This is a genomic window from Methylobacterium goesingense, from assembly GCF_022179225.1.
GTDB classification, from domain to species: domain Bacteria; phylum Pseudomonadota; class Alphaproteobacteria; order Rhizobiales; family Beijerinckiaceae; genus Methylobacterium; species Methylobacterium goesingense.
Genome location: NZ_BPQL01000007.1, coordinates 1 through 24,046 on the forward strand (window position 1 = coordinate 1; position 24,046 = coordinate 24,046).

General features: G+C 71.5%; 18 protein-coding genes and 1 pseudogene. 7 read left to right on the forward strand and 12 right to left on the reverse strand.

Features of this window, described 5'->3' with window-relative positions:
- The first annotated feature begins 98 nt into the window (after nt 1-98).
- Nucleotides 99-314 (forward strand): hypothetical protein, encoded by a 216-nt coding sequence (locus tag MFF30_RS00985; RefSeq protein WP_238275424.1) that lies wholly within the window; start codon nt 99-101, stop codon nt 312-314.
- A gap of 212 nt (nt 315-526) precedes the next feature.
- Entirely contained in the window at nt 527-991 is a 465-nt protein-coding gene (locus tag MFF30_RS00990; protein ID WP_373320817.1) for a CAP domain-containing protein, read from the forward strand.
- Nucleotides 992-1,006: 15 nt separating this feature from the next.
- Here the strand turns inward: MFF30_RS00990 and MFF30_RS00995 are convergent, their stop codons facing one another.
- The 5 genes from MFF30_RS00995 to MFF30_RS01015 all read right to left on the reverse strand — a co-directional run bounded on the left by MFF30_RS00995 (nt 1,007) and on the right by MFF30_RS01015 (nt 5,490).
- Entirely contained in the window at nt 1,007-1,663 is a 657-nt protein-coding gene (locus tag MFF30_RS00995) for a cyclic nucleotide-binding domain-containing protein (RefSeq protein ID WP_238275426.1), read from the reverse strand.
- A gap of 137 nt (nt 1,664-1,800) precedes the next feature.
- Nucleotides 1,801-2,088 (reverse strand): hypothetical protein, encoded by a 288-nt coding sequence (locus MFF30_RS01000; protein WP_238275428.1) that lies wholly within the window; start codon nt 2,086-2,088, stop codon nt 1,801-1,803.
- Nucleotides 2,089-2,228: 140 nt separating this feature from the next.
- Nucleotides 2,229-2,711, reverse strand: a complete 483-nt coding sequence (locus MFF30_RS01005) for a secondary thiamine-phosphate synthase enzyme YjbQ (RefSeq protein WP_238275431.1) — start codon at nt 2,709-2,711, stop codon at nt 2,229-2,231.
- Nucleotides 2,708-4,450: a cisplatin damage response ATP-dependent DNA ligase gene (locus MFF30_RS01010; RefSeq protein WP_238275432.1), complete on the reverse strand. Its 1,743-nt coding sequence runs from the start codon at nt 4,448-4,450 to the stop codon at nt 2,708-2,710. The genes MFF30_RS01005 and MFF30_RS01010 overlap by 4 nt, the downstream gene beginning before the upstream one ends.
- Nucleotides 4,447-5,490 (reverse strand): ligase-associated DNA damage response exonuclease, encoded by a 1,044-nt coding sequence (locus MFF30_RS01015; protein ID WP_238275434.1) that lies wholly within the window; start codon nt 5,488-5,490, stop codon nt 4,447-4,449. Before MFF30_RS01015 ends, MFF30_RS01010 begins: the two co-directional genes overlap by 4 nt.
- 41 nt (nt 5,491-5,531) lie before the next feature.
- Here MFF30_RS01015 and MFF30_RS01020 point away from each other — a divergent pair, with 41 nt between their 5' ends.
- Together MFF30_RS01020 and MFF30_RS01025 are read left to right on the forward strand one after the other, a co-directional pair.
- Nucleotides 5,532-6,494 (forward strand): methyltransferase domain-containing protein, encoded by a 963-nt coding sequence (locus tag MFF30_RS01020; RefSeq protein WP_238275436.1) that lies wholly within the window; start codon nt 5,532-5,534, stop codon nt 6,492-6,494.
- Nucleotides 6,495-6,658: 164 nt separating this feature from the next.
- The gene (locus MFF30_RS01025) at nt 6,659-7,396 is read left to right on the forward strand and encodes a YoaK family protein (RefSeq protein ID WP_238275438.1); all 738 of its coding nucleotides are present in this window, start codon (nt 6,659-6,661) and stop codon (nt 7,394-7,396) included.
- A 25-nt stretch (nt 7,397-7,421) separates the two neighbouring features.
- On the opposite strand, the gene arfB is transcribed toward MFF30_RS01025, so the two are convergent.
- Both arfB and MFF30_RS01035 read right to left on the reverse strand, forming a co-directional pair.
- Nucleotides 7,422-7,841 carry an alternative ribosome rescue aminoacyl-tRNA hydrolase ArfB gene (gene arfB / locus MFF30_RS01030; RefSeq protein ID WP_238275440.1) on the reverse strand — a complete coding sequence of 140 codons (420 nt, stop codon included), beginning with the start codon at nt 7,839-7,841 and terminating at the stop codon, nt 7,422-7,424.
- A gap of 12 nt (nt 7,842-7,853) precedes the next feature.
- Nucleotides 7,854-8,138, reverse strand: a complete 285-nt coding sequence (locus MFF30_RS01035) for a BolA family protein (RefSeq protein WP_238275442.1) — start codon at nt 8,136-8,138, stop codon at nt 7,854-7,856.
- Nucleotides 8,139-8,266: 128 nt separating this feature from the next.
- On the opposite strand from MFF30_RS01035, the gene MFF30_RS01040 reads away from it, so the two are divergent.
- The 3 genes from MFF30_RS01040 (at nt 8,267) to cobT (ending at nt 12,057) form a co-directional block, all read left to right on the forward strand.
- Nucleotides 8,267-8,896, forward strand: coding sequence for a J domain-containing protein (locus MFF30_RS01040; RefSeq protein WP_238275444.1), 630 nt, complete (start codon nt 8,267-8,269; stop codon nt 8,894-8,896).
- 238 nt (nt 8,897-9,134) lie between these two features.
- Nucleotides 9,135-10,118, forward strand: coding sequence for a cobaltochelatase subunit CobS (cobS, locus tag MFF30_RS01045; RefSeq protein WP_238275446.1), 984 nt, complete (start codon nt 9,135-9,137; stop codon nt 10,116-10,118).
- A 37-nt stretch (nt 10,119-10,155) separates the two neighbouring features.
- Nucleotides 10,156-12,057 (forward strand): cobaltochelatase subunit CobT, encoded by a 1,902-nt coding sequence (gene cobT, locus MFF30_RS01050; protein ID WP_238275449.1) that lies wholly within the window; start codon nt 10,156-10,158, stop codon nt 12,055-12,057.
- A gap of 108 nt (nt 12,058-12,165) precedes the next feature.
- On the opposite strand, the pseudogene addA reads toward cobT, so the two are convergent.
- The 5 genes and pseudogenes from addA to MFF30_RS01075 form a co-directional block, all read right to left on the reverse strand.
- A pseudogene (gene addA, locus MFF30_RS01055) lies at nt 12,166-15,656 on the reverse strand (double-strand break repair helicase AddA).
- On the reverse strand, nt 15,656-18,796 hold the full coding sequence (addB, locus tag MFF30_RS01060; protein ID WP_238275451.1) for a double-strand break repair protein AddB: 3,141 nt from the start codon (nt 18,794-18,796) through the stop codon (nt 15,656-15,658). Before addB ends, addA begins: the two are co-directional and overlap by 1 nt.
- A 66-nt stretch (nt 18,797-18,862) precedes the next feature.
- Nucleotides 18,863-19,603, reverse strand: a complete 741-nt coding sequence (locus tag MFF30_RS01065) for a nucleotidyltransferase family protein (RefSeq protein ID WP_238275453.1) — start codon at nt 19,601-19,603, stop codon at nt 18,863-18,865.
- A gap of 80 nt (nt 19,604-19,683) precedes the next feature.
- Nucleotides 19,684-21,213 carry a tRNA (adenosine(37)-N6)-threonylcarbamoyltransferase complex ATPase subunit type 1 TsaE gene (gene tsaE, locus MFF30_RS01070; protein ID WP_238275559.1) on the reverse strand — a complete coding sequence of 510 codons (1,530 nt, stop codon included), beginning with the start codon at nt 21,211-21,213 and terminating at the stop codon, nt 19,684-19,686.
- A 192-nt stretch (nt 21,214-21,405) separates the two neighbouring features.
- Nucleotides 21,406-23,904, reverse strand: coding sequence for a sensor histidine kinase (locus tag MFF30_RS01075; protein ID WP_238275455.1), 2,499 nt, complete (start codon nt 23,902-23,904; stop codon nt 21,406-21,408).
- Nucleotides 23,905-24,046 lie beyond the last annotated feature (142 nt).

Consider the following 24,046-nt stretch of genomic DNA (forward strand, 5'->3'; position numbering starts at 1 on the left):
AGTCCCGTCGCCCGCGCCATTGCCTTCGGGCCAACCCATCTCGCTTTTCAGGCCTGCGGCCCTACTCTTTTCCTCTGGATCTTGCCGGAGGGCGACGGATGTCGGGCGTGTTCTTCCTGTATTTCACCGCCTGCCTCGCCCGCGCGCCGGACACCTGCGAATCACGGAAGCTCGCCCTGGACGTGGAGGATGCTCCGGCCTGCCTGCACGTCGCCCAGCCGCAATTGGCACGGTGGATCGACACGCACCCTGAGTTCCGCATCACCGGGTGGCGCTGCGGCGCACCCTTGCGCGACCGTGGGACGCGGATCTGACGCGGCTCTCCCGTGGTGCCCGGGACACAGGGGCAGGAGCCCGTGTGGGGGCGGGGCGATGACGCCGTGTTTTCGCCGTATCGGAGGGCAAGGCGAGGGACGCCCAACCGCCCCACCGAGATCCGCCCGCATCGATGCGCAACCTCTCTACCCTTCTCCATCCCCTTCCCCGTCGTCCCTGTTCGCGCGGCGCCCGCCTCGGCGGCTCCGTCATGGGCCTGTCCGTCCTGCTCATGCTGGCGGGATGCGGCGCACCGAGCCTCCTCGCCCCGGACCAGCCGACGAGCCTCGTCATCCTCGACGAGCAGGCGGCCGCCGCCGCGATCTCGCGCTACCGCGCGCAGCACGGGCTCGGCCCGGTCGTCATCGATTCGAGCCTGATCCGGGCCGCCTCCTACCAGGCTGGCACGAATGCGAAGGCCGGCCGGCTGAGCCACGAGATCGGCGGCACCTTCAATGCCCGCATGGCCGAGGCTGGCTTCGGCCGGACCTACGCGTCCGAGAACCTCAGCGCCGGCTCGGCGACCTTCGATGAGGTGCTGGCCCGCTGGAAAGCCTCGCCCGAGCACAACAAGAACATGCTCATGCCCCAGTTGAAGCGCGTCGGCATCGCGCGGGTCGATGCGCCGGGCACCCGCTACAAGCGGTTCTGGGCGCTGGTGATGGCCGGGGGCTGACGCCGCTCGGCGGCCTCAGAGCGCCTCGCTGGCCGTGGGGATCGCGGCCGGATGCAGGGGCTGCGCACCCTCCTGGGCGCTCTGGAACAGACGCTCGCTGGTGAGCTTGAGGAAGTAGAAGCCGAATTCCGGGTTTTGATAGTAGAGCTGCTTGACCTCCGAATAGGAGATCCGCAGCGCCTGTCCCGCCTCGACGCAGACCAGGGAGGCGGTGCGGGTGTTGCCCGGCGAGAGCAGCCCGAGTTCGCCCACCACGCCGCCGGCCCGCACCTCGATTCCGTATTCCGGAATGCGGAAGACGCCGCCCTCGACGTAGTACATCTCGTTCGCGTCCTCCCCCTTGCGGAACACGGTCTGTCCCGCCTTGAAGCGGATCGTGTTTCCGAAGGGCCTGAGCCAGTCGAGGGAGAGGTCGCCGTCGGCCGCCGTCTCGACCTGGCGCACAAGGCGGACCATCTGCCAGAGGCGGAAGGCGTTGAACGGGATCTGGATCGCCTCCGTGAGGACGACGGGCCAGCTTCCGATCAGCCCGCCATAGGTGATGACCGCCACGCTGGCGACCAGCGCGATGATCCGCAGCGGAATCATGGTCGTCATCGCCGAGGCGGTGATGGTGAGCGCGGTGCCGAGATATCCGATGGCCTCGACCCAATCGAGGTTGAGCCCGTTCATGTCATGGCCTCCGGTTCTCATGACCTCCGGTTCTCATGGGCTCCGGTTCATGCTCCCCGGTGCCCGGCCTCCGGTCGATCGTGTCCGACCGCCCTCGCAGAAGCCCGCCGTTCCCGCTAGACACGGCCGGCATGGGGTCAGTCCCGCGGTCCCTCGGCATCCGCCTCGGCCAGGCCATCCTGCAGCGAGCGGATGATCGTGCGCATCTCGGGGACCATCGCGACCGCCTTGGCGATCCGCTGCGCCTCCGCGCGGCTCATCAAGCCCGAGGCGGCGCGCTGATCCGCATCGTCGGAGAAGTAGGTCCAGGCGACGGCGAGGCCGTCCGCATCCTCGACGCAGAAGCTGCCGGTCCGCTCGGCCACGGTCCAGGGCGGCGGGAAAGCCCGCGCGGGCGTCGTCGGGTCGTCCGTTTCATCCGCCACGGGACACCTCTGCGATGGAGACGACCGGCCCTCACGCCGCACCGGCGCATCCAGGGCTCCGTGCCCGTCTGCCTGCCCGTCGGCCGCAGGTCAATCCGGCCTCGCACGCACGTCCCGGGGGCTTCCGAAGCGCGACCGCCTCACGCCCCGACCGCGTGCAGGACGATCTCGCGCCGATGCGGCCGGTCGCGGTGCTCGATGAGGTAGATCCCCTGCCAGGTTCCCAGGGCGAGGCGTCCGCCGACGACGGGCACCCCGAGGGTCGCATCCGTGACCATCGTGCGGATGTGGGCGGGCATGTCGTCCGGCCCCTCCGCGCCGTGCACGTAGCCGGCATGGCGCGGCGCCAGACCATCGAGGGCGGTGAGGAGGTCGGTCTGCACGTCCGGATCGGCATTCTCCTGGATCGTCAGGGAGGCCGAGGTGTGCCGGCAGAACACGGTGACGAGGCCCGTCGCGATGCCGCTCTGGCCCAGGAACTCGGCGACCGCCCGGGTGATGTCCGTGAACCCCTGCCCCGGCGTCGTCACCGTGAGCGTGGCGCCGGCCTGCCGCGCGACCGGGCCGGCGGACAAGCCCTGCAGCGCGCCGATCTTGCCCGGATTCTGGCCCGAATGCCTCATGCGCCCGCCTCCTTCAGGGTCTCGCCCGGCGCGATCTCGCTGATCCCGCGCGCCAGGATGGTCTCGAGTGCCTCGATCCGGTCCGCCTCCGCCGCCGGCTTGTCCCAGCGGATGCGCGCCACCCTCGGGAATCGCATGGCGACCCCGGATTTGTGCCGGGTCGAGCGCTGCACGCCCTCGAAGGCGATCTCCAGCACGAGTCCGTGGTCGAGCCCATAGGCGACCTCGCGCACCGGGCCGAAGCGCTTGGTGGTGTTGTTGCGGACGTAGCGGTCGAGCTTCTGCAATTCCGCGTCGGTGAAGCCGTGATAGGCCTTGCCGACGGGCACCAGCTCCGGGCTGCCGTCCTCGCGCGCCCGCCAGACCCCGAAGGTGTAGTCGGAGTAGAACGACGAGCGCTTACCATGGCCCCGCTGGGCGTACATCATCACGGTGTCGACCCGGAACGGCTCGCGCTTCCACTTCCACCACGGGCCCTTCGGGCGGCCGGGCAGGTAGGCGCTGTCGCGGGCCTTCAGCATGATGCCCTCGATGGCGTCGGCATCCGCGCCCGCCCCCACGGCGGCGGGGTCGGCGCGGGCCGCGGCAAGATCCTCCCAGGTCGCGAACGGCACCAGGGGCGAGAGGTCGATCCGAGCATGGTCGAGGGCGGCCACGAAGGCTTCGAGGCGCGCCCGGCGCTCCATGAAGGGCAGCGGGCGCAGGTCTTCGCCGTCCGCCTGCATCAGGTCGTAGGCGCGGACATGGGCGGGGAACTCCTCCAGGAGCTTCGGCGTCACGGCCTTCCGGTTGAGGCGCTGCTGGAGCACGTTGAAGCTCTGCACGCGTTGCTCGCGCAGGATCAGCAATTCGCCGTCGATGGCGCCCGAGAAGGTGATGGCCTCGGCCAGATCCGGGAAGGCGCCGGAGATGTCCTCGCCGGTGCGCGAGTAGATGCGGGCGACCTGCGCGCCGTCCGCGTCGCGCCCGCCGACCAGCTGGACGCGGATGCCGTCCCACTTCCATTCGCCGGAGAAGGCCACCGGATCGAGCTTCTCGAAATCGCCCGCCTCGTCGATGGGGTGGGAGAGCATGGGCGGCCGGAACGGCGCCGGGTTCAGGGTGGTGGGCCGCTCGGCCCGGCCCTCGACCCAGGCGAACAGGGTGGCGTAGGGCGGCTCCAGCCCGTGCCAGACCTCCTCGACGGCGTCGGCTTCATGGCCGCCGAGCGCCCCGATGGCTGTCTTGGCCAGCCGCGCCGAGACGCCGACGCGCAGCGCGCCGGTGATGAGCTTGAGGAGCGCCCAGCGTCCGGTCTCGTCGAGCGCATCGAGCCACGCGGCGATGCGGGCGGGGAGGTCGGCCTTCTTCACGGTGCCCAGCGTCTCGACCACCTCGGCCAGGGTAGGCACGTGCGGCGGCGGATTGTTGTGGCCGGGGCCGACGCGCAATTCCCCTCCCCCCTCTGCGGGGGGAGGGTTCAAACTCGGCGCCGGCCAGATCAGGGCCGTGGTCTCGGCCAGATCCCCGACGTAGTTGTGCGAGAGCCCGAACAGCACCGGGTCGATCCGCGCTTCGACCAGACCCCGGATCATCGCGGGTTTGGCTTCGCGGAAGGTGAGGCCGCCCGTCATCGCGGCCAGCGCGTAGCCGCGCTCCGGATCGGGGGCGTGAGTGAAATAGTCCTGCAACAGACGCAGCTTGGCGTTGCGGCGCGGCTCATAGGCGAGGCGGTCGAGGAGGTGGGCGAAGTCGTTCACGCGGCCTCCTCCGCTGCGGCGGCGGGCTCGGATTCACCGTCGTCGCCGTAGCCGAGCAGATGCAGGGGCTTGGCCGCGATGCCTTGCGTCCCGCACCAGTGCACCAGGGCGTCCTCCTGCCCGTGCGTGACCCAGACCTCGCCGGCCCCGGTCTCCCGGATGGTGCGGCAGAGGTCCGGCCAGTCGGAATGGTCGGAGATGCAGAGCGGCAGCTCGACGCCCTTCTGCCGGGCCCGGGCGCGCACCCGCATCCAGCCCGAGGCGAAGGAGGTGACGGGATCGGGGAACTTGCGCGACCAGACGTCCTGGATCGAGGAGGGCGGGCAGAGCACGATGGCCCCGTGGAGCTTGGCGCGCTCGGCGGCGACGACCTTGGGGGTCTCGCCGAGCGGAATGCCCTCCTGCTTGTAGAGTTCGGTCAGCTTCTCCATCGCGCCGTGCAGGTAGATCGGCCGGTCGTAGCCGGCCTCCCGCAGGAGCGCCATCACGCGCTGCGCCTTGCCCAACGCGTAGGCGCCGACGATGTGGGCGCGCTCGGGGAACAGGGCCACGGAATCGAGGAGCTTCTTTACCTCGTCGCGGGTGTCCGGCATCCGGAACACCGGCAGGCCGAAGGTCGCCTCGGTGATGAACACGTCGCAGGGCACCACCTCGAAGGGCAGGCAGGTCGGATCGTAGGCCCGCTTGTAGTCGCCCGAGACGACGACCCGGACGCCCTGCGCTTGGATCGCGATCTGGGCCGAGCCGAGCACGTGCCCGGCCGGCGCGAAGCGCACGGTGACGTCGCCGATCCGGATCTCCTGGCCGAGGGGCGCCTCCTGCCGGCTTTCGCAGAAATCCGCCCCGTAGCGCACCGCCATGATCCGCAGGGTCTCAGCCGTGGCCAGCACCCGGCCGTGGCCGGCCCGGGCATGGTCGGCATGCCCGTGGGTGATGAGGGCGCGCGGTACCGGCCAGGTCGGGTCGACATGGAAGCCGCCGAGGGGGCAGTACAGGCCCTCGCGGGTCAGGGTGAGAAGATCGCTGGCGCTGAAACTCATTGGCGCGCCATATAGGGCGCCCGACGCACCCGCGCAGCCTCATGTCCCATACGATCACCTCCGGCGACCTCCGTGCCGACCGGCGCTACGACTATGCCCAGGGCTGCCTCGACGACGGCGACCCCGACGCAGCCGCCGAGATGGCGGAGCAGACCCTGGAGATCGCCCCGCGTTTCGCCCCGGCCTGGTTCCTCCTCGGTCTGGCTCGCGAGACCCGCTACCTGCGGGGCGGACAGGCGGGCGACCACCACGCGGCCCTGCGCGCCTACGCCGCCGCCCTCGACATCGACCCCGAGGATGCACAGGGCGCCCGCCTCGCCCTGGTGCGGATCGGCGCCGGCGAGGCCGCCACCGCGATCTCGCCGGGCTACGTCCGGGCGCTGTTCGACGCCTACGCGCCGCGTTTCGACCGCCACCTCGTCGAGGGCCTGTCCTATCGCGGCCACGGCCTCGTGGTGGACGCCCTCGACGCCGTAGCGGGCCCGGGGACGCCCCTCGGGCGGGTGATCGACCTCGGCTGCGGCACCGGGCTCGTCGGGGCCGCCCTCGCCGGCCGGCCGGAGCACCTGACCGGGATCGACCTCTCGCCCGGCATGCTGGCCGAGGCCGGGCGGCGTGGCCTCTATCAGCGACTGGTGGAGGGAGAGCTGGTGGCGGTACTCGGTGCCGAGGAGACCGGCTCGGCCGAATGCATCTTCGCCGCCGACGTCGTGATCTACGTCAGCGACTTCTCCGGCATGGTCTCCGGCAGCGCCCGCGTCCTGCGTGCCGGCGGACGCCTCGCCTTCACGGTGCAGTCGCATTCCGGCGACGGGCTGAACCTGGGACCGGACGCGCGCTACGCCCACGGCGACGCGCTGGTGCGGGAGACCCTGGCGGCGGCGGGCCTCGATCTCGAGCGCTTCGAGCCGGCCGTCGCGCGGCGCGAGAACGGCGTCGACGTGCCCGGCCGGGTCATCGTGGCCCGGCGTCCGGACCGTTCACGTTTGCGTTGTCGCCCTTGAGCGCTGGCGCACGAAGCGGTTGAACCAAACCGGAGCGTGACTGTTGCCCCGGATGCATCGGTGCACCCCGCCCGCGGCCTCGCCGCGCGGTCCGGCTCCGCACCGGGCGCGGCCTTACGCCACCGTAGTTCAACCGCCACACGGGACGGAGGATTAGCAGACCTATGGCTGAGACGCAGAACAAGTCGTTCCCCGCGAGCGCCGCGACACGCATCCCCTTCGCGCTGGCGCTCTCGGCGGTGGCGGGCTGCGCCGACTCGATCGGCTTCCTCGAATTCTCGCAGCTTTTCATGTCCTTCATGAGCGGAAATACGACGCGGTTCGGCGTCTCGGTGAGCCGGTTCGACTGGGAGAGCACCTCGCGCGTCGCCTCCGTCATCGTGCTGTTCTGCTTCGGGGCCTTCGCGGGGACGCTCATCGCCGCCTGGGTCGGGCGCTGGCGCCTCTCGGTGCTGCTGCTCCTGCAATCGGTGCTCCTCACCATCGGCCTCATCGTGCCGCACGGGACCTTCGCGTTCCCGCTCCACGCCTATCCCATCGTGATCGCGCTCGGCCTCCAGAACGCGACCCTGCAGGACGAGGGCGGCCGCAGCCTCGCGCTGACCTACGTCACCGGCGCGGTGGTGCGGTTCGGCACCGGCCTCGCCAACCTGATGCTCGGCACCGTCGCGCCCTCGTTCTGGATCCAGGCCCCCCTCTGGGCGGCGCTCAGCACCGGCGCGGTGATCGGCGGCTTCCTGCAGCTGCGGTACGGCGAGGACGCCTTCCTGTTCCCGGCCGCCGTCTCGGCGCTCCTGGCCCTCATCGCGCTGGTGCTGACGATCGTGAAGCCGGGCAGCCGCTACGTCAGCGGCGAGGTCGAGACGCACCCGCCGGACGGCACGGCGGCGGCCAAGATCTGAACCCGCAAGATCTGAGCCCTCGGGCTCAGTCGACGCCGCTTCCGCGCAGGCGCTTGGTGGCGCTCCGCTTCGACTTGTCGTCGAGGCGGCGCTTCTTCGAGGCGAGCGTCGGGCGCGTGGCGCGCCGGGGCGTCGGCGGCACTGCCGCCTCCGCCACCAGCTCGGCCAGCCGCTCGCGGGCATCGGCCCGGTTGCGGTCCTGCGTCCGGAATCGCTGGGCGCTGATGACGATGACGCCGTCCACGGTGAGGCGCCGGCCCGCCAGCCGCATCAGCCGCACCGCCACGGCATCCGGCAGGGAGGCCGAGCGCCGGGCGTCGAAGCGCAGCTGCACGGCCGTGGAGAGCTTGTTGACGTTCTGCCCGCCGGGGCCCGAGGCGCGCACGAAGGTCTCCTCCAGCTCCGCCTCGTCGATGGCGATGTGGGGCGTGCATTGCAGGGCCACGGCGGCGGATCCTCAGATGGCCTCGGCGGGCGTGCGGACGCGCAGCGCCAGCGCGTGCAGGCCCCGCTTGAAGGCCGGGTCGAGGACGGCGTTGACGAGCCTGTGGCGCTCCACCCGGCTCTTCCCCTCGAAGGCGGCGGCCACCACATTCAATCGGAAATGCGTCTCGCCCTCCGGCCGCGCGCCCGAATGGCCCGCGTGCAGGTGGGATTCGTCGATCACCTCGAGAACCTGCGGCGCCAGTTCGGCCTGCAGCGTCTCGGCGATCCACGCCTTCAGGGTTCCGGTCTCGCTCATATCGGCGTCTCCATTGTCCCGGCGCGGGAGCCTTCGTGCGGTCTCACGCGTCAACCCCCGGCGGCCGCATGCGGCATCAGGCCCGCCGCTCTTGTGTCTGCGGACCGCCCCCTCATAATCGCCCCATCATGGATCTCAACTCGCCCCTGTTCGACAGCATCCGCATCAAGCCGTCCTGCGACGAGCCGAAGACGGCCGCGGCCCAGACCTGCGAGACCCCGGGGTGCAAGAATGCCGGGCTCTACCGCGCGCCCAAGGGCCGCAAGGCGGAAGGGCAGTACTGGCGCTTCTGCATGGACCACGTGCGCGCCTACAACGCCACCTACAACTACTTCGACGGCATGAACGATGCCGCCGTGCAGGCCTACCAGAAGGACGCGATCATCGGGCACCGCCCGACCTGGGCGATGGGGGTGAACCCCGCCACAGCCGAGGGACGCGCCAAGGGCAAGGGCGCGCCCAAGCGCGACTGGGCTTATGTCGACCCGCTGGACATCCTGCGCGCCGAGGGTGTCGGTGAGACCGCGCGCCGCAAGGCGCCCGAGCCGCGCCGCCCCCGGCACTCGGCCGCCACGCTCAAGGCCCTCGACGTGCTCGGCCTCGACGAGAACGCCGATTCCGCCGCGATTAAGGCGCAGTACAAGGTCCTGGTGAAGCGTTTCCATCCCGACGCGAACGGCGGCGACCGCTCCTTCGAGGAGCGGTTGCGGGACATCATCCGGGCGCACGACGCCCTGCGCACCGCCGGTCTTTGCTGACCATCCGCGTCACCGCGGCACGATCGATGCAGGTTTTCACCGCACCGATCGGTCTCGATGGGGGGCAATTGCCGCGCGAAGCCCTATATCGTGGCCAAGTCCCTTGGCGCTTCCCGGCGCCGACCCTTAGATGGCGGTCGCGCGCGGCTCGAGAATCGAGTCGGCGGACACCAGAACCCGACACAGCCTGCGTGGTTCGTGCCTGAAGACCCGGCACCCGCGCTCCGACGAGGTCCTTATGCTTTCTGACGTCACGCCCGCCTCGCTGCCCGACCGGACCGTCTCCGTGCGCGAGGCCTTCGGCATCGACCTCGATCTCCAGGTGCCGGCCTTCTCGCAAAGCGAGGAGCACGTGCCCGCCCTCGATCCAGACTACATCTTCGACCGCGAGACCACCCTGGCGATCCTGGCAGGCTTTGCCCGCAACCGCCGCGTGATGGTCACCGGCTATCACGGCACCGGCAAGTCGACTCATATCGAGCAGGTGGCCGCGCGCCTGAACTGGCCCTGCATCCGGATCAACCTCGACAGCCACGTCTCGCGCATCGACCTCGTCGGCAAGGACGCGATCGTGGTGAAGGACGGCAAGCAGGTCACGGCCTTCCAGGACGGCATCCTGCCCTGGGCGCTTCAGAACAACGTCGCGCTCGTCTTCGACGAGTACGATGCCGGCCGGCCCGACGTGATGTTCGTGATCCAGCGCGTGCTCGAGCTCTCGGGCCGCCTGACGCTCCTCGACCAGAAGCGGGTCATCAGCCCCCACCCGGCCTTCCGCCTGTTCGCCACGGCCAACACGGTGGGTCTGGGCGACACGTCCGGCCTCTATCACGGCACGCAGCAGATCAACCAGGGGCAGATGGACCGCTGGTCCATCGTCACCACCCTGAACTACCTTCCCCACGACCGCGAAGTGGACATCGTGCTCTCGAAGGCCGTGCATTACCGGCGCGACAACGGCCGGGACATCGTCAACCGCATGGTGCGCGTGGCGGACCTGACCCGCAACGCCTTCATGAACGGCGACCTCTCCACGGTCATGAGCCCGCGCACGGTCATCACCTGGGCCGAGAACGCCGACATCTTCAAGGATATCGGCTTCGCCTTCCGGGTCACCTTCCTCAACAAGTGCGACGAGCTGGAGCGGACCCTGGTGGCCGAATTCTACCAGCGCGCCTTCGGCAAGGATCTGCCGGAGAGCGCCGTCAACGTCGCCTTGAGCTGACCCCGCCCCACCCGTTTCGAGGAAGCCGTCGACCCGCATGTCGATCTCCAACCGCAAGCCCGGCGACCGGCGCGAGCCCGTCGCCGAACCGCTCAAGCGCTCGGTGGCCGGGTGCCTGCGCGCCATCGCCAAGCGTTCCGAGATCGAGGTGGTCTATGCCAGCGACCGGCCGGCCCTGACCGGCGACAAGGCGCGCCTGCCAGAGCCTCCGCGCAAGCTGACGCCCGAGGACGTGGCGATCCTGCGCGGCAACGCCGACTCGATGGCCCTGCGCCTCGGCTGCCACGACGTCGCCGTGCACCGCCGCCTCGCGCCGGAGAATGCCGGGGCCCGCGCGGTGTTCGACGCCGTCGAGCAGGCCCGCGTCGAGGCGATCGGCTCGCGGCGCATGGCCGGCGTCGCCGCGAACCTCTCGGCGATGCTGGAGGACCGCTACCATCGCGGCGGCAAGTACGAGGACATCACGGACCGGGCCGACGCTCCGATGGAGGATGCCGTCGCCCTGATGGTGCGTGAGCGCCTGACCGGGGCGGCGCCCCCGGCGGCCGCCAAGAAGATCGTCGATCTCTGGCGCTCGCACATCGAGGACAAGGCCGGCCCGAGTCTCGACGGCCTCATCGGTGCCATCGAGAACCAGCGCGCCTTCGCCCGCTCGGTGCGCGACCTCCTCACCTCCCTGGACATGGCGGACGAGACGCCGTTCGACCCCGAGGACGACGAGAACGAGGACGAGAACGAGGCCCAGGACGACGAGCAGACCCCGAGCGAGGGCGAAGCCGAGGAGCAGTCGCAGGGCGACCGCTCCGAGATGGAGACCTCGCAAGAGGCGACCGACGAGTTGCAGGAAGGCGCCACCGAGGCCGCCGACGCGCCCTCCGGCGAGTTGCCCGATGAGGCCGAGAACGCCGATTCGGAGGAGGCTTCGGAAGCGTGGCGGCCGCCGTCGCAGAAGACCAACGAGCCGCGCGGACCCGAGTACAGGGTCTTCAACCCGCGCTTCGACGAGATCATCCACGCCGAAGACCTCTGCGACGCGGAGGAGCTCGCGCGCCTGCGCACCTACCTCGACAAGCAGCTCGCCCATCTCCAGGGCGTGGTGGGGCGCCTTGCCAACCGGCTGCAGCGCCGGCTCCTGGCGCAACAGAACCGCGCCTGGGACTTCGACCTCGAAGAGGGCCAGCTCGATCCCGCCCGCCTCGTGCGCGTGGTCACCGACCCGTTCCAGCCGCTCTCCTTCAAGCGCGAGAAGGACACGAATTTTCGCGATACGGTGGTCACGCTGTTGCTAGACAATTCCGGCTCCATGCGCGGGCGACCGATCACCGTGGCGGCGACCTGCGCGGATATCCTGGCGCGCACGCTGGAGCGCTGCGGTGTCAAGGTCGAGATCCTCGGCTTCACCACACGGGCCTGGAAGGGCGGACAGTCGCGGGAAGCGTGGCTGGCCGGCGGCAAGCCGAACACGCCGGGCCGCCTCAACGACCTGCGCCACATCGTCTACAAGTCGGCGGACGCTCCCTGGCGGCGCGCGCGCAAGAACCTCGGGCTGATGATGCGCGAGGGCCTGCTCAAGGAGAACATCGACGGCGAGGCGCTGGACTGGGCGCACAAGCGTCTGCTGGCGCGCCCCGAGCAGCGCAAGATCCTGATGGTGATCTCGGACGGCGCGCCGGTCGACGATTCCACCCTCTCGGTGAATCCCGGCAACTATCTCGAGCGTCACCTGCGCTGGATGATCGAGGACATCGAAACGCGCTCGCCGGTGGAACTGCTGGCCATCGGCATCGGCCACGACGTGACGCGCTACTACCGCCGCGCCGTGACCATCATCGATGCCGAGGAACTCGGCGGCGCGATGACGGAAAAGCTCGCCGAACTGTTCGAGGAGGATGCCGGCGGCGCCCCGCCGCGCCGCAGGGCAGCAGGCGGACGCCGCTAAGCAGCTTTCGCAATACTGGTCGCCGGTTTCGCGACAAAAATCTGCGATACACTCAAACTCGAGGCGGACTTGCGTTGGCGTGCCAAGGCAAGTCCGCCTCGACGCGCCTCACGCGGCGCGCTGCGCCAGGGCTTCGAGGGCGTCCGCGATCTCGTCGGCCGAAAGCCGACGGATCGTCGGCCCCGAGGTCCAGACCAGCATCGGGACGACCCGATGCGACGGGTAGATCTCGGCGAGCAGCGCCGCGTAGAGGGCGATCTGCCCGGCCTCCGCGCGGGGCAGAGGGGCTCCCGGCGCCGGCGGCCGTCCCGTCTTGAAATCCGCCACCCAGACCGTGTCGCCCGAGATCGCCAGGCGATCGACCCGGCCGAAGACCGGGCGGGCGACGCCCCCTGCCGTCACCCGTCCCGAGAGGGTCACCTCGGCCCGGGCATCGCGAGCGAAGAGCGGCGCGAGATCGGGCTCTTCCAGCAGGCGCAGGGTCGCGCTGACGATGGCCGCCTGCTTGGGCCGCTCCAGCGCCGGGGCGCGGGCGCGCACGAAGCTGGTGGCCGCCGCCTCGCGTTGGCCGGGCTCGATCCGGGGCAGGTGCTCGACGAGGGAATGGATCAGGGTGCCGCGCCGGCGCGCCTCGCTGTCGGCCTGGCGCCGGCCCGGCTCGCGGCGGGTATCGGCCGCGCCGAGGGCGCGCGAGGGCGTCACCGGAGGCGCCGCATCTGTTTCCGAGGGCACGGGCGCTTCGAGCCAGGCCGGAAGCGCGGGCCGCGGCGGGGGCGCCGGAGCGGTGCGCTCGGCCGGGATCACGGCGCCGCCCTCGCGCCACAGGGTGGCCGGGCCATACCGAGCCTCGATGACCTCGCCCGCGCCGAAGGCGCGCTCCATCCCACTGCGGATCATCTCGCACCAGGCCGCCTCCGTCGGCGCCTCGTGGCCGCGATAAGGTGCCACCACGAGGCGATCGGCCGCCCGGGTCATGGCGACATAGAGGAGGCGGTTGTGCTCTTCGCGGGCGCGGGCCTGCAGGGCGGCGCGGGCCTCTGTCACGGCCGCGCAATCGCCAGCCTTGGCACCGGCCCAGATCGGCGGGAGGGGGCTGGCGCCATGCCCGAATCGGGGCTCCGACAGGGTTCCTGGTGCCATCGCGAGGAGCGGCGGATCGTTGCGCCCGAGGGTCTCGCAGCCGTCGATGACGATCACTACAGGCGCCTCCAACCCCTTGGCGCCGTGGACGGTCATCACCCGGACCTCGTCCCGGCCCGATTCGAGGTCGCGTTTGACCGTGTGGCCGCCCTCCCCGCGCCCCGGCACGGTGTCGTAGCGGGCGAGAAAGCCGCCAAGGGACGGTGCGTCCGTGCCCTGCTCGGCCTGGGCCGCGGTCATCAGGAACACGTCGATGGCATCGCCCGCCTCGCCGCCGAGGCGCGAGACCAGGGCACGCCGGCCACCCCGCGCGCCCAGCAGCGTGGCGTAGAACCCGAACGGTCCCTCGCAGGCCGCGAGATCGATCCAGGATCGCAGGGCCGCGTGACCGCGAATCGCGGCCGGGTCGCCGCCGGCGGCGTGTCGCGCGAGCGCGTCCTCCAGGGTCTCGTGCAGTTCGCGGCGCGCCGCGATGCGCACGAGGTCGTCGTCGTCGAGGCCGACGAGCGGCGTCTTCAGGGCGCCGGCCAGGGTCAGGTCGTCGGCGGGCAGGAGTCCGGCGCGGCCCACCGCCACGAGGTCGTTGACGGCGATATGGGCGGCGATGTCGAGGCGGTCCTGGCCGGCGACGGGCACGCCCAGGGCCTTCATGGCGCGAATCACCTCCTCGAAGGCCGCCGAGCGCTTGCGCACCAGGATGAGGATGTCGCCCGGGCGCCAGACCCGGCCGGTCTCGTCGCCCGTGGTGATCCAGGCGAGCGCCGCCCGCGCCACGCGCCGGGCCGTGAGGATCGCGGGCGCGTTGGTCTCCGGCGCGTCGACGGGGGCGGCCCAGGCATCGGGCTCGGGCTCGTCCGCCGGCTCCTCGATCGGCCAGAGCTCCACCGTGCCGGGGGCGGACGTCCGCGCCGTGCTGTGGTCGGTGCCGACGGCCGTGTCGTCGAAGGAGAGGCCCTCGTAGTGCTCGGGGATCGCGAAGGTCGCGTCCACCGCGCGCAGGACGCCCCCGGCCGAGCGGAACGACAGCGTGAGGTTCACGTCCGCGAAGGCGAGGCCCGCGCCTTCGGTCGCCCGCTGCCAGGCCCGGCGAGTGGTCTCGAACTCGCGGGGCTCGGCACCCTGGAAGCTGTAGATCGACTGCTTGGGGTCGCCGACGGCGAAGCGGGTCCGGGCGACCTCGCGGGCGCCCTCGCCGGAGGCGAACTCGGCGGTGATCCGGCGCAGGATCTCCCATTGGTGCGGGTTCGTGTCCTGCGCCTCGTCGATGAGCACATGGTCGACGCCGCGGTCGAGCTTGTACAGAACCCAGGTGGAATCGACCCGGCCGAGGAGGTCCAGGGTCTTGTGGATGAGGTCGTCGAAGTCGAGGGCGCCGAGGCGGGCCTTCTGGGCCTCGACCCGGCGGTGGATCTCGCCCGCCAGGGTGAACAGGGCGCGGGTGCGCTCCAGGGCGCGCACGCCCCGCAGGGTATCCCGCAGGGGTTCCAGGCGGTCCCGCTCTTCGCAGAGTGCGCTCTTCACGTCCTCCGGCACGGCCTTGGTGCCGAGGCTCTTGTCGGCCTTCGGCGAGCCCTCCTTGGTGAAGAAGATGCCCAGATAGGTCTCGAGGGCGTCCGAGCGCGTCCCGGCGGCCTCGACCGCCAGCAGCCGGTCGGCGATGCCGTCATCCGTGGCCTTGCCGGTGCGCAGGCGCGCGGCCAGCGCGCCGAGATCCCCCAGGACGCCGTCGAGCATCCGCGCCTCGATCGCGTCGGCGGTCTCGCCCGGGCGGACGCCGAGGGCCTCGGCGAGCCCCGCGAACGGACCGTCGAGGCCGGCGCGGCCGTCGAGCACGTCACGGGCCCGCATGGCGTTGCGGATCGCCTTGCGCAGGGCATCCCCCGTCGCCTCGGGGCCGACGACGGCCAGCGCCTCGCCGAGATGCGGATGGCGACCGCCGATGGCGTCGGCAAGCACGTTGCCGGTCTCGATGCGGAAGGCGTCGGCGGCCTGCGTCTCGTCGAGCACCACGAAGCGGGCCGGCACGTTCGCCTCGAACGGGAACATGTGCAGGAGCCGCTCGCAGAGGGCGTGCAGGGTCTCGATCTTCAGGCCCCCGGGGGTCTCCACCGCGCGGGCGAACAGCCGCCGGGCCACCCGCAGGGTCGTTCGCGATGGGCGCTCCCCTGTGAGTTCGGTGAGTTCGGCCGTGAGCGTGGCGTCGTCCAGGGTCACCCAGCGCCCGAGCACGCGGAAGACGCGGATCGACATGTTGGCCGCCGCGGCCTTGGTGAAGGTGAGACAGAGGATGCGGGCGGGCGGCGCCCCGTCGAGGAGCAGGCGCACCACCCGGTCGGTGAGCACCTTGGTCTTGCCGGCCCCGCATTGGCCGAGACCCAGGCCGAGGCGCGCGGATCGGCGGCCTTGCGCTGACGGTCCTTGGTGAGATCGTCGACGACGAACGCTTCGCGCACGGACATCAGCCCTCCCCCTCGCCGCCGAGCGACCATTCGAGCACCCGGGCGAGGTGGTCGTAGTCGCCGTAGGATTTGGCGTATTTCGGATATGGCCGCGAGGTGTAGGCGGCCTCGCCGGCCAGGAAGCGGGCCACGAGGCCCCGGAAACGGGCGACGTGCTCGTCGACGATGGCGGCGACCTCGCGCTCCTCGCCGCGCGGGGGCTTCACGGCCAGCGGCTCGAAGGGTTTGCGGCCGCCCGAGGCGTGCACATAGAGGAGGTCCGGCGTCAGCGTGCTGGCGGGAAAGCCGTCGAAGGCGCCGGCCATGAGCATCGCCGCCTCCAGCGTGAGCTGGGGCGAGAAGCCGGCGAAGACCTCCTTGTTGCTCGGCGGCAGGCCGGTCTTGAAATCGACGATGCAGGCGCCCCCGTCGCGGTTGCGCTCGATCCGGTCGGCGCGCGCCCGCAGGGTGAAATTCTCAGTGCCCATCGGAATCACCCACTTGCCGGAGATCTCCGGATGGACCTTCGCCACCTGCCCGCGCCGCTCGGCCTCCCAGTCCAGAAACTTTTCCGACAGGCGCACGAAGCGGGGCCACCACTCGGCGTAGAGGGAGGGATAGGTGTCGTTGATCGACGCGAAGGCGTTCGCGGCCAGACTGGCGAGGTGCTCGCCCGCCAACGTGCCGTCCGGCAGGGTCTCCGGGTAGCGTTCGGCGAATTGCCCCAGGATCTCGTGGATCAGGGTGCCGCGATCGGCGGCGCCCGGCTCGGCCGCCACGGGATCGAGGGGATCGAGGCCGAGCACGTGCCGGGCGAAGATGACGTAGGGGTCGCGCACCAGGGTCTCGACCTCGGTGACGCTCAGGGAACGCGGGAACAGGGCCGGGTCGGGCCGGGGCTTCGGCTGCTTGAGACGCGGCTGCGCGGGGCCGGTGCCCTGGTCCAGGGCGGCGGCATAGCTCAGGTACCGGCGTCCGGCCTCGGTCACCTCGGTCCAGCGGGCCTCGCCCGCGAAGGCGCGCAGGCGCTGGAGGAAGCGCGACGGCACGGTGGGGGCGCCTTCGCGCTTGGCGGCGCGGGTCAGGATCGCGTCGTGATGACCGAGCGCCTGGACGAAATCGTGCGCGCTCTGGCCGATGCGGCGCTCGGGCGGGTTGAGGCCGATGCGCTCGCGCATGGGCCGGTTGAGGAAGGCGTCCGTTGTCGTCTTCATCGGCCAGACGCCCTCGTCGAGGCCGCCGAGCACCACGCGGTCGACGTGCATCAGGCGCGCCTCCAGGAGGCCGAGGATGCGCAGGCGGGGGTGCGGGCGCCCGTCGCTGCAGGCCACGAGCCGCTCCCGCGCCAGCGCGCTGAAGAAGGCCGGGTAATCGGAAAAGCGCCCGGGCAGCAGGCCGGGCTCGGCCAGTTCGAGATCGTCGAACAGACTGTCGATCACGCCGAGGGAGGCATCGTCGACGGGCTCGCCCTCGGCCGCGTCGATCAGCCGGTCGAAGGTGGCGCGGTGGCAGGCGGCGTAGGCGACGAGGTTGCCGACGCCGCGATGATCCACGTCGAGGAAGCCGTGGAAGGCCACCTGCAGCCGGTCGAGGAGGTCGGCGGCGAGGTCCCAGTCGTGTTCGGTAAGGCGGCGCTTGGCGCGGGGCCGTCGCCCGGTGCCGGCGCGCTGGTCAGCCAGGGCCTGCTGCAATCCGGCAAAGCCCGGCGCCGGCGCGGGCCCGCGCAGGGCGCCGATCTCCAGGGCGGCGGCGGCCCGGACCACGTCGCTCCGCGGCATGCCGAGGCGCACATAGGGATGGGACAGGAGCGTGATCAGCCGGGCCGGCTGAAGGTCGGCCGCGACTTCGGCGGCGAGGCGCGCGAGGCGCCCCGCGCGGCTGCGCGACAGGGCCTCGCCGCCGGAATCCTCCGCGACGATACCCCAGCGGGCGAGTTCGGCGGCGACCCGCACCGCCAGCCCCCGGTCGGGGGTGATCAGCGCCGCCGTGGCGCCGGGAGTCTCCAGGGTCTCGCGCAGGGCGATGGCGATGACCAGTGCCTCCTCGCGCTCGTCGGCGGCCTCGACCAGGGCGAGGCCCCGCATCCCCGCCTCAGCGAGGTCGGCGCGCGCGCGCGCATCGAGTTCGGCCCAGGCCTCGGTGGTCTCGGCCGGGCGCAGGGCCTGCGAAAGCAGGGCGAAGCGGGCCCGGGCGTCGGCGGACGGCGCGCCCAGGCCGACGATGTCGGCCCGGTCGCGGGCGAGGGATCCCGGCCCGAGCAGGCGGTGCAGGATCGCCTGCGGATGGCCGTGCGCGGTCTCGCGCGAAAAGCCCTCGCCGGTCTCGATGGCGTCCCAGCCGGCGGCGTCGAGTTCGCCGTCGAGACCCGGCAGCACCACGGCGCCGCGCGGGAGGCCCGCCACGGCGGCGATCAGCCGGGCGGTGGCCGGAACCGAGCCGGTGGAGCCCGCGACGATCATGGGCTCGGCCGGACGATCCCGAGCCAGGCGCTCGGCCTCGGCGAGCACCAGCTTTCGCGACCGCGAGACCGGGTCGCTCATGCCGCGCTCAGCGAGGATGCCGGGCCAGGCTTCGGCAGCGATCTTCACGAAATCCAGGGTCAGGCCGAAATAGCGTGAGTACTCGGCCTCGACAGCGCTGCCGATCTCGGCCCAGGGCAGGCCCTCGACGGTGAGCGCATCCATCAGCCGTTCGAGGTCGGCGGCGAGGCCGATCGCGTCGGCGGGCGAGGAGGGGACGAGGAAGGGCACGTCGTCGTCGATGGGCAGCAGCGTGCGGTCCACCGCCTCCGCCCAGCTCTGGACGAGGCGCGCCAGGATCAGCCGGCGCTCCAGGGGCGGCATCGCCGGGGCGAGCACGTCGGGGCCGTTCTCGATGAGGGGGTTGGCGGCGAGATCGAGCTCCGCCTCGTCCGCCTCGCCGAGGGGCACCATGCGCGGCAGCAGCGCCGCGTGGCCGAGGCGGGCGGCCAGGATCGCCGAGAGGGCTCGGACGGCGCGCTGCGTCGGCAGGTAGAGGGTGACGGAGGCGAGCGCGAACGGATCGGCGCCGATGTCGCCCACGAGCCGGCCCGCGATCAGCGCCTCGGCGAGGGTCTCCAGGAAGGGCGCCCCGGGGGGGATGGTGAAGACGTGGGATCCGGCGGCATCGGAAATCGGCATCGATGTTCCATGCCACCAATCCCGCCGTTCTGGAATGGGCGGCCCGACGGGCCGGGCGCCCGCGCCTCAGAGCGCGTGCTGTGCGCTCGCCTTCACGCGGGCCTCGGCGGCCGTGATCGCCTCCGGCGTGCCGACGTGGAGCCATTGTCCGTCGAGGCGCAGGCCGTGCAGGCGGCGGGCCGCGATGGCGCGGTCGAACAGGAGGTTGAGGGAGAACGCGCCCTCGGGGGTGTCGGCGAACAGGCCGGGCTTCAGGATGGCGACGCCCGCATAGATGAAGGGCGCCACCTCGCGCTCGCCGCGCCGCTCCAGCGCCCCTCCGGAATCCATGACGAAGTCGCCGCCGCCCTCGTAGCCGAGGCTGGTCGCCGTGGGGGCGACGAGGAGGAGGATGTCCATCGCCTCCGGGTCCCAGGCGGCGACGAGGCGGGCGAGATTGGAATCCGGCCCTTCGAGCCAGAAGGAATCGGCGTTGAAGACCACGAACGGCCCGTCGCCGAGGAGGGGGAGCGCTTTCTTCACGCCGCCGCCGGTCTCCAGCAGGGCGGCGCGCTCGTCGGAGATCACGATGTCCGGGGCGCTCCGGCGCTTGGCCACGTGCCCCTCGATGAGGTCGGCGAGGTAGTGCACGTTGACCACCGCCTGCGTGATGCCGCCCTCGGCGGCCCGGTCGAGGGCGTGGTCGAGGAGGGCGCGCCCGGCCACCTCCACGAGGGGCTTGGGCACCGTCGCGGTGATGGGGCGCATGCGCTTGCCGAGGCCCGCCGCGAGGACGAAGGCGCGGGTGATGGGGAGGGTGTCGGACATATCGGCTTCGTCTCGTCGGGAAGGTCTCGGGCGGGCGCGGGCTGCCATGCGGCGGCCCGCGCCGGGGTCTCGCGGGTCCTTCAGGCTCCCTCACCCGGCTCGGCCGCGGCCGGCTTCGGCACGAGATGCGGCAGGTTGGCCTCGTGCCAGAGGCGCAGATGCGTCAGGGCCGGATGGTTGAGGTTGCGCGCGAGGTAACCCTCGATGCGCGGCAGGTGGGCGAGGTAGCCGGGCTTGCCGTCGCGGCGGTCGAGACGGGCGAAGATGCCGAGGATCTTGGTGGCGCGCTGGGCCGCCAGCACCGCGTAGGCCCGGGCGAAGGCGTGCATGTCGAAGTCGGGCTCGCGGGCCCGGCGCTCGCGCACGTAGAGGCCGAGCAGGCGCAGCTCGAATTCAGCGGAGGCATCCACCCGCGCGTCCTGCAGCAGCGAGGCGACGTCGTAGGCCGGGTGGCCGAGCACCGCGTCCTGGAAGTCGATGACGCCGATGCGCTCCAGCCCCTCCCGCTCGGGCAGCCAGATCAGGTTGGGTGAATGGTAGTCACGCAGGGTCCAGGTCGGGCGAGCCGGGGTGATGCTGTCGAGGACCTCGGCCCAGAGGGAGACGAACTCGGACCGGGCCGAACCCGGAAGTTCGGCGCCCCGGATCGCCGGGCAGTACCAGTCGGGCAGCAGCTCGGTCTCGAAGACCAGGGCCTCGAGGTCGTAGGGCGGCAGCACGTGGTCGATGCCGTCGGCCACGGGCAGAACGCCCGGCAGCTCGGTGGCGTGGAGCTTGGCCAGCAGGCGCACCGCCTCGGCGTAGCGCTCCGGCCGGGGGCCGGCCGCATCGACCACGGGTTCGGACCCGAGATCCTCGATGATGAGCAGGCCCTCGGCGAGGTCCTCGCCGTAGATGCGGGGGGCGGAGAAGCCGAGCGCCCGCAGGCCACGGTCGACGCCCACGAAGGCGTGCACGCTCTCGGCGAGCTTGACGATGGCGCTATAGGGGCGGCCGTTGCGCACCGGCGGCCCGTCGGCCCGGGGCGGCGAGATCATCAGGACGGCGCTCTTGCCGTCGGGCTTCACCAGGCGCTCGTAGGCCCGCGACGAGGCATCGCCCTGCATGGCGATGCGCGTCGCCTCGTCCCAGCCGCTGCGGACGAGGAGCACGCGCAGGGCCCGCGCCCGGCGTAGGCGCCCGGCCATGCCGCCGCTGCCGTCGATGCGGGCGAAGCGGGCGCCGTCGCCGAACTCGGCCCGCAGGGAGAGGTCGATGGACAGGATCGGCGCATCGCGGGGGCCGAGGCGCTCGGGCCATTCGACCAGGGTGATGGCGGTCTCGGCCATCTCGTCGAAGCCGAGTTCGACGAGCTCGTCGGGGCTGCGCAGCCGGTAGAGGTCGGCATGCACGATGGCGCGGCCGTCGGCCGCCTCGTAGGGCTGGATCAGCGTGAAGGTCGGGCTCGGCACGTCGAGGGTCGGGTCCGCCGCGAGTTCGCGGATGAGCGCGCGCGCCAGCGTTGTCTTGCCACCGCCGAGACCGCCCGACAGGGCGACGATATCGCCGGCCACCAGGAACTCGGCGAGGAAGCGGCCGAGATCCTCGGTGGCGCTCTCGTCGGGGAGCATGATCTCCCAGGCCGATTTCACCTCACGCCGGGGCGTGTCGGCACCATCCTCGTTCAACGCCCAACTCCTCCTCGGCCGCGATCGGCGGGATCGCACGGATCCTCGCGTTCATAGCGGAGCATCCTTAACCAAATCGCGGACCCTGCCGAAGGCTCCCAAAGCGACGCAGGGGGGACCGGCCGCGGTATCCACCTACTCGGCGGCATCCTGATGGGCGGCCTTCTCGGAGATGGGGAAGGAGCAGGTGACGCGGGTGCCAACGCCGGGCTCGGAATCGAGGCTGACCCGGCCGCCATGCAGTTCCACGAAGGAGCGCACGATGGAGAGCCCGAGGCCGACGCCGCGATGGCGGGTGCCCAGCGTGTGGCTCTCGAACCGATCGAACACCCGCGCGGCGACCTCGGGCGGCATGCCCTGGCCCTGGTCCACCACCGTGAGGGTGAGTTCGGAGGCGTCGCGCCGGACTTCGACCCGGACCTGCTGGCCGGGCGACGAGAAGCCGACGGCGTTCGACAGGAGGTTGAACAGGATCTGTCGCACGCGCTTGCCGTCGGCGACGAAAGTGCCGACGTCGTCGGGCACGTCGAGGTCGAGGGTGATGGCGGAATCGGCGAGCCGGTCCTCCAGCCCGCGCACCGCCGCGTCAACGGTGGCGCGGACGTCGACGACCTCGCGAGTCAGTTCGAGGGAGCCCGCGTCGATGGAAGCGAGGTCCAGGATGTCGTTGATCATCACGAGCAGCGCGCCCGACGAGCGCATGATGTGCCCGGAATACTCGCGCTGGCGCTCGTTGAGGGCGCCCACCGTCTCGTCGCCGAGAAGCTGGGTGAAGCCGATGATGTTGGTGAGCGGCGAGCGCAGCTCGTAGGAGACATGGTTCACGAAGGTGTCGCGCAGCTGCGAGGTGCGCTCCAGGGCATCGTTCTTGTCGGTCAGCGCCCGCTCCACGTTCACGCTGGCGGTGACGTCGATCAGGGTGAGCAGGGTCGCGCCCTCGGGCAGGGGCTGGGCGGCGCAGTCGAGCACGGTGCCGTCGACGATCTCCAGGCGGCAGGTCAGGCCGGCCCGGCTCTCCAGGCCCGTGATGGCGCCGCGGATGTCGATCCACGGATCCTCGTCGGGCGAGAGGGTCTGGCAGGCGGCGATGACCGCATCGACGCGCGGGCGCTCGCCCAGGGTCTCGGGGTCGAGGCGCCACAGGGTGGCGAAGGCGCGGTTGGCGAAGGTGAGCCGGCCATCGGCGCCGAACACCGCCACGGGCTCCTTGAGGGTGTCGAGGGTCTCGGCCTGAACCCGCATCAACGCGTTGTAGCGGGACTCGAGCTTCATGTTCTCCGACACGTCGTCGAACAGGTAGGTCAGGCCACCCTGCGGGTTGGGATCGGCGACGACGCGGAGCGACCGCCCGTCGGGCAGGTACCACCAGGCCTCGTTGGCCTCCACGGCGCGGTAGGCGGCGAGCACGTCGGCCTTCCAGGACTTGAAGTCGGCCTGCTCGGGCAGCTTCCGGGCAGCGCGGAGCCGATCGAGAATCTCGCCGTCGAGGGGGCGGCCGTCGAGGAAGGCCTGATCGAGGCCCCAGAGCTGGCGGTAGGCGGCGTTGTGAAAGATCAGACGCTGGCGAGCATCGAACATCGCCACGGCGGTGGGGAGCTGGTCGAGGGTGCGGACGTTGGCGTCCATCTGGCGCTGGAGATCGGCGCGCACGCTCTCCAGCTCCGAGACGTCGACCGCGATGCCGACGCGGCCCGTCTCGATGGCGGTCTCGCTGACGTCGAGGGTCCGCCGCCCGCCGGCCACCACGGCGGAAAGCCTGTGGGCGGCCCGTCCGCCGGTGGCGAGACGCGCGCCCTCGTCCCGGGCGATGAGGTCGCGCGCCTGCCGGTCGAGGAGTTCGACGCCGCCCTCGAGGGCATGCTCGCGCGTGCCGGCCTCCACCGCCGCCACGTAGGCGAGATTCACCCAGGCGAGGACGCCGTCGCGGTTGCGGCGCCAGACCGGCTGGGGAATCGCGTCGAGCAGGCAGCTCAGGGCCGACAAGCCACGCTTGGCCTCGTAAAGGGTCAGCCGCAGGTCGATGAGTTCGCGCTTCTCGTCGGTGGTCTCGCGCAGGCGCAGCACGGCGCGGCCGGACAGGGCCTGCCCGTGGGCGTCGATGAAGCGCCCGTTCTGTGCGCGCAGGCTGAGGCGGAACCCGGTCCCGCGCGCCCGGAGGGTCTCGACGGCGCTGTTCAGGGCGTCGGCATCGACCGCGTGCAGCCAGGTCTCGAAGGCCAGGAAGGCCGAATGGACATCGCCCGGCATCCGCTTGCCGTCGACCAGGCCGGTATCGCCCTCGACGGTCGGGGCGCCGCGTCCGGACCAGGTCACGAGGATCTGGCGCTCGGCGTTGAGCAGCATCTCGGCCCGGTCGTGGGCGCCGCGCAGCATCGCAAGCTCGCTCAGGAGGTCGCGCTCGCGCCGTGTCCAGCGGCTGCGCTCGCGCATGTGCAGCAGGGCCACGATGGTCGCGAAGACCGTCAGCCCGATCAGGATCGCGAGACCCGCGGCGTTGTGGGTGTGCTGCCCGAAGCCCGCCGCGACGGCGCTGGCGTCCAGGCCCGCCGCGATCGCGTGCGCCGGGTGCGCGTTTACAGCGACGACGAGAGAGCCGACGCACACGAGCGCGCGCGCCGTTCGATCGACCCTCATGATCCGTCCCGCCTCCACGAATCTTCGATGAGGCGCCAAAACGCGCCCTTCCCGCATCCGCCCGAAGGCCGGGTGCGAGCCACTCCATCTGAGGAATCCGCCCACACTAGCGCGACGGGGAATCGTGGCGGAAGAGGGTTAA

Excerpts from the sequence above, each read along its gene's own strand:
- MFF30_RS00985 (WP_238275424.1), top strand. The coding sequence starts at position 99 with ATGTCGGGCGTGTTCTTCCTGTATTTCACCGCCTGCCTCGCCCGCGCG.
- MFF30_RS00990 (WP_373320817.1), top strand. The coding sequence starts at position 527 with ATGGGCCTGTCCGTCCTGCTCATGCTGGCGGGATGCGGCGCACCGAGC.
- MFF30_RS00995 (WP_238275426.1), bottom strand. The coding sequence starts at position 1,663 with ATGAACGGGCTCAACCTCGATTGGGTCGAGGCCATCGGATATCTCGGC.
- MFF30_RS01005 (WP_238275431.1), bottom strand. The coding sequence starts at position 2,711 with ATGAGGCATTCGGGCCAGAATCCGGGCAAGATCGGCGCGCTGCAGGGC.
- MFF30_RS01015 (WP_238275434.1), bottom strand. The coding sequence starts at position 5,490 with ATGAGTTTCAGCGCCAGCGATCTTCTCACCCTGACCCGCGAGGGCCTG.
- MFF30_RS01020 (WP_238275436.1), top strand. The coding sequence starts at position 5,532 with ATGTCCCATACGATCACCTCCGGCGACCTCCGTGCCGACCGGCGCTAC.
- MFF30_RS01025 (WP_238275438.1), top strand. The coding sequence starts at position 6,659 with ATGGCTGAGACGCAGAACAAGTCGTTCCCCGCGAGCGCCGCGACACGC.
- MFF30_RS01035 (WP_238275442.1), bottom strand. The coding sequence starts at position 8,138 with ATGAGCGAGACCGGAACCCTGAAGGCGTGGATCGCCGAGACGCTGCAG.
- MFF30_RS01040 (WP_238275444.1), top strand. The coding sequence starts at position 8,267 with ATGGATCTCAACTCGCCCCTGTTCGACAGCATCCGCATCAAGCCGTCC.
- cobS (WP_238275446.1), top strand. The coding sequence starts at position 9,135 with ATGCTTTCTGACGTCACGCCCGCCTCGCTGCCCGACCGGACCGTCTCC.
- cobT (WP_238275449.1), top strand. The coding sequence starts at position 10,156 with ATGTCGATCTCCAACCGCAAGCCCGGCGACCGGCGCGAGCCCGTCGCC.
- addB (WP_238275451.1), bottom strand. The coding sequence starts at position 18,796 with ATGCCGATTTCCGATGCCGCCGGATCCCACGTCTTCACCATCCCCCCC.
- MFF30_RS01065 (WP_238275453.1), bottom strand. The coding sequence starts at position 19,603 with ATGTCCGACACCCTCCCCATCACCCGCGCCTTCGTCCTCGCGGCGGGC.
- tsaE (WP_238275559.1), bottom strand. The coding sequence starts at position 21,213 with ATGCTCCCCGACGAGAGCGCCACCGAGGATCTCGGCCGCTTCCTCGCC.
- MFF30_RS01075 (WP_238275455.1), bottom strand. The coding sequence starts at position 23,904 with ATGAGGGTCGATCGAACGGCGCGCGCGCTCGTGTGCGTCGGCTCTCTC.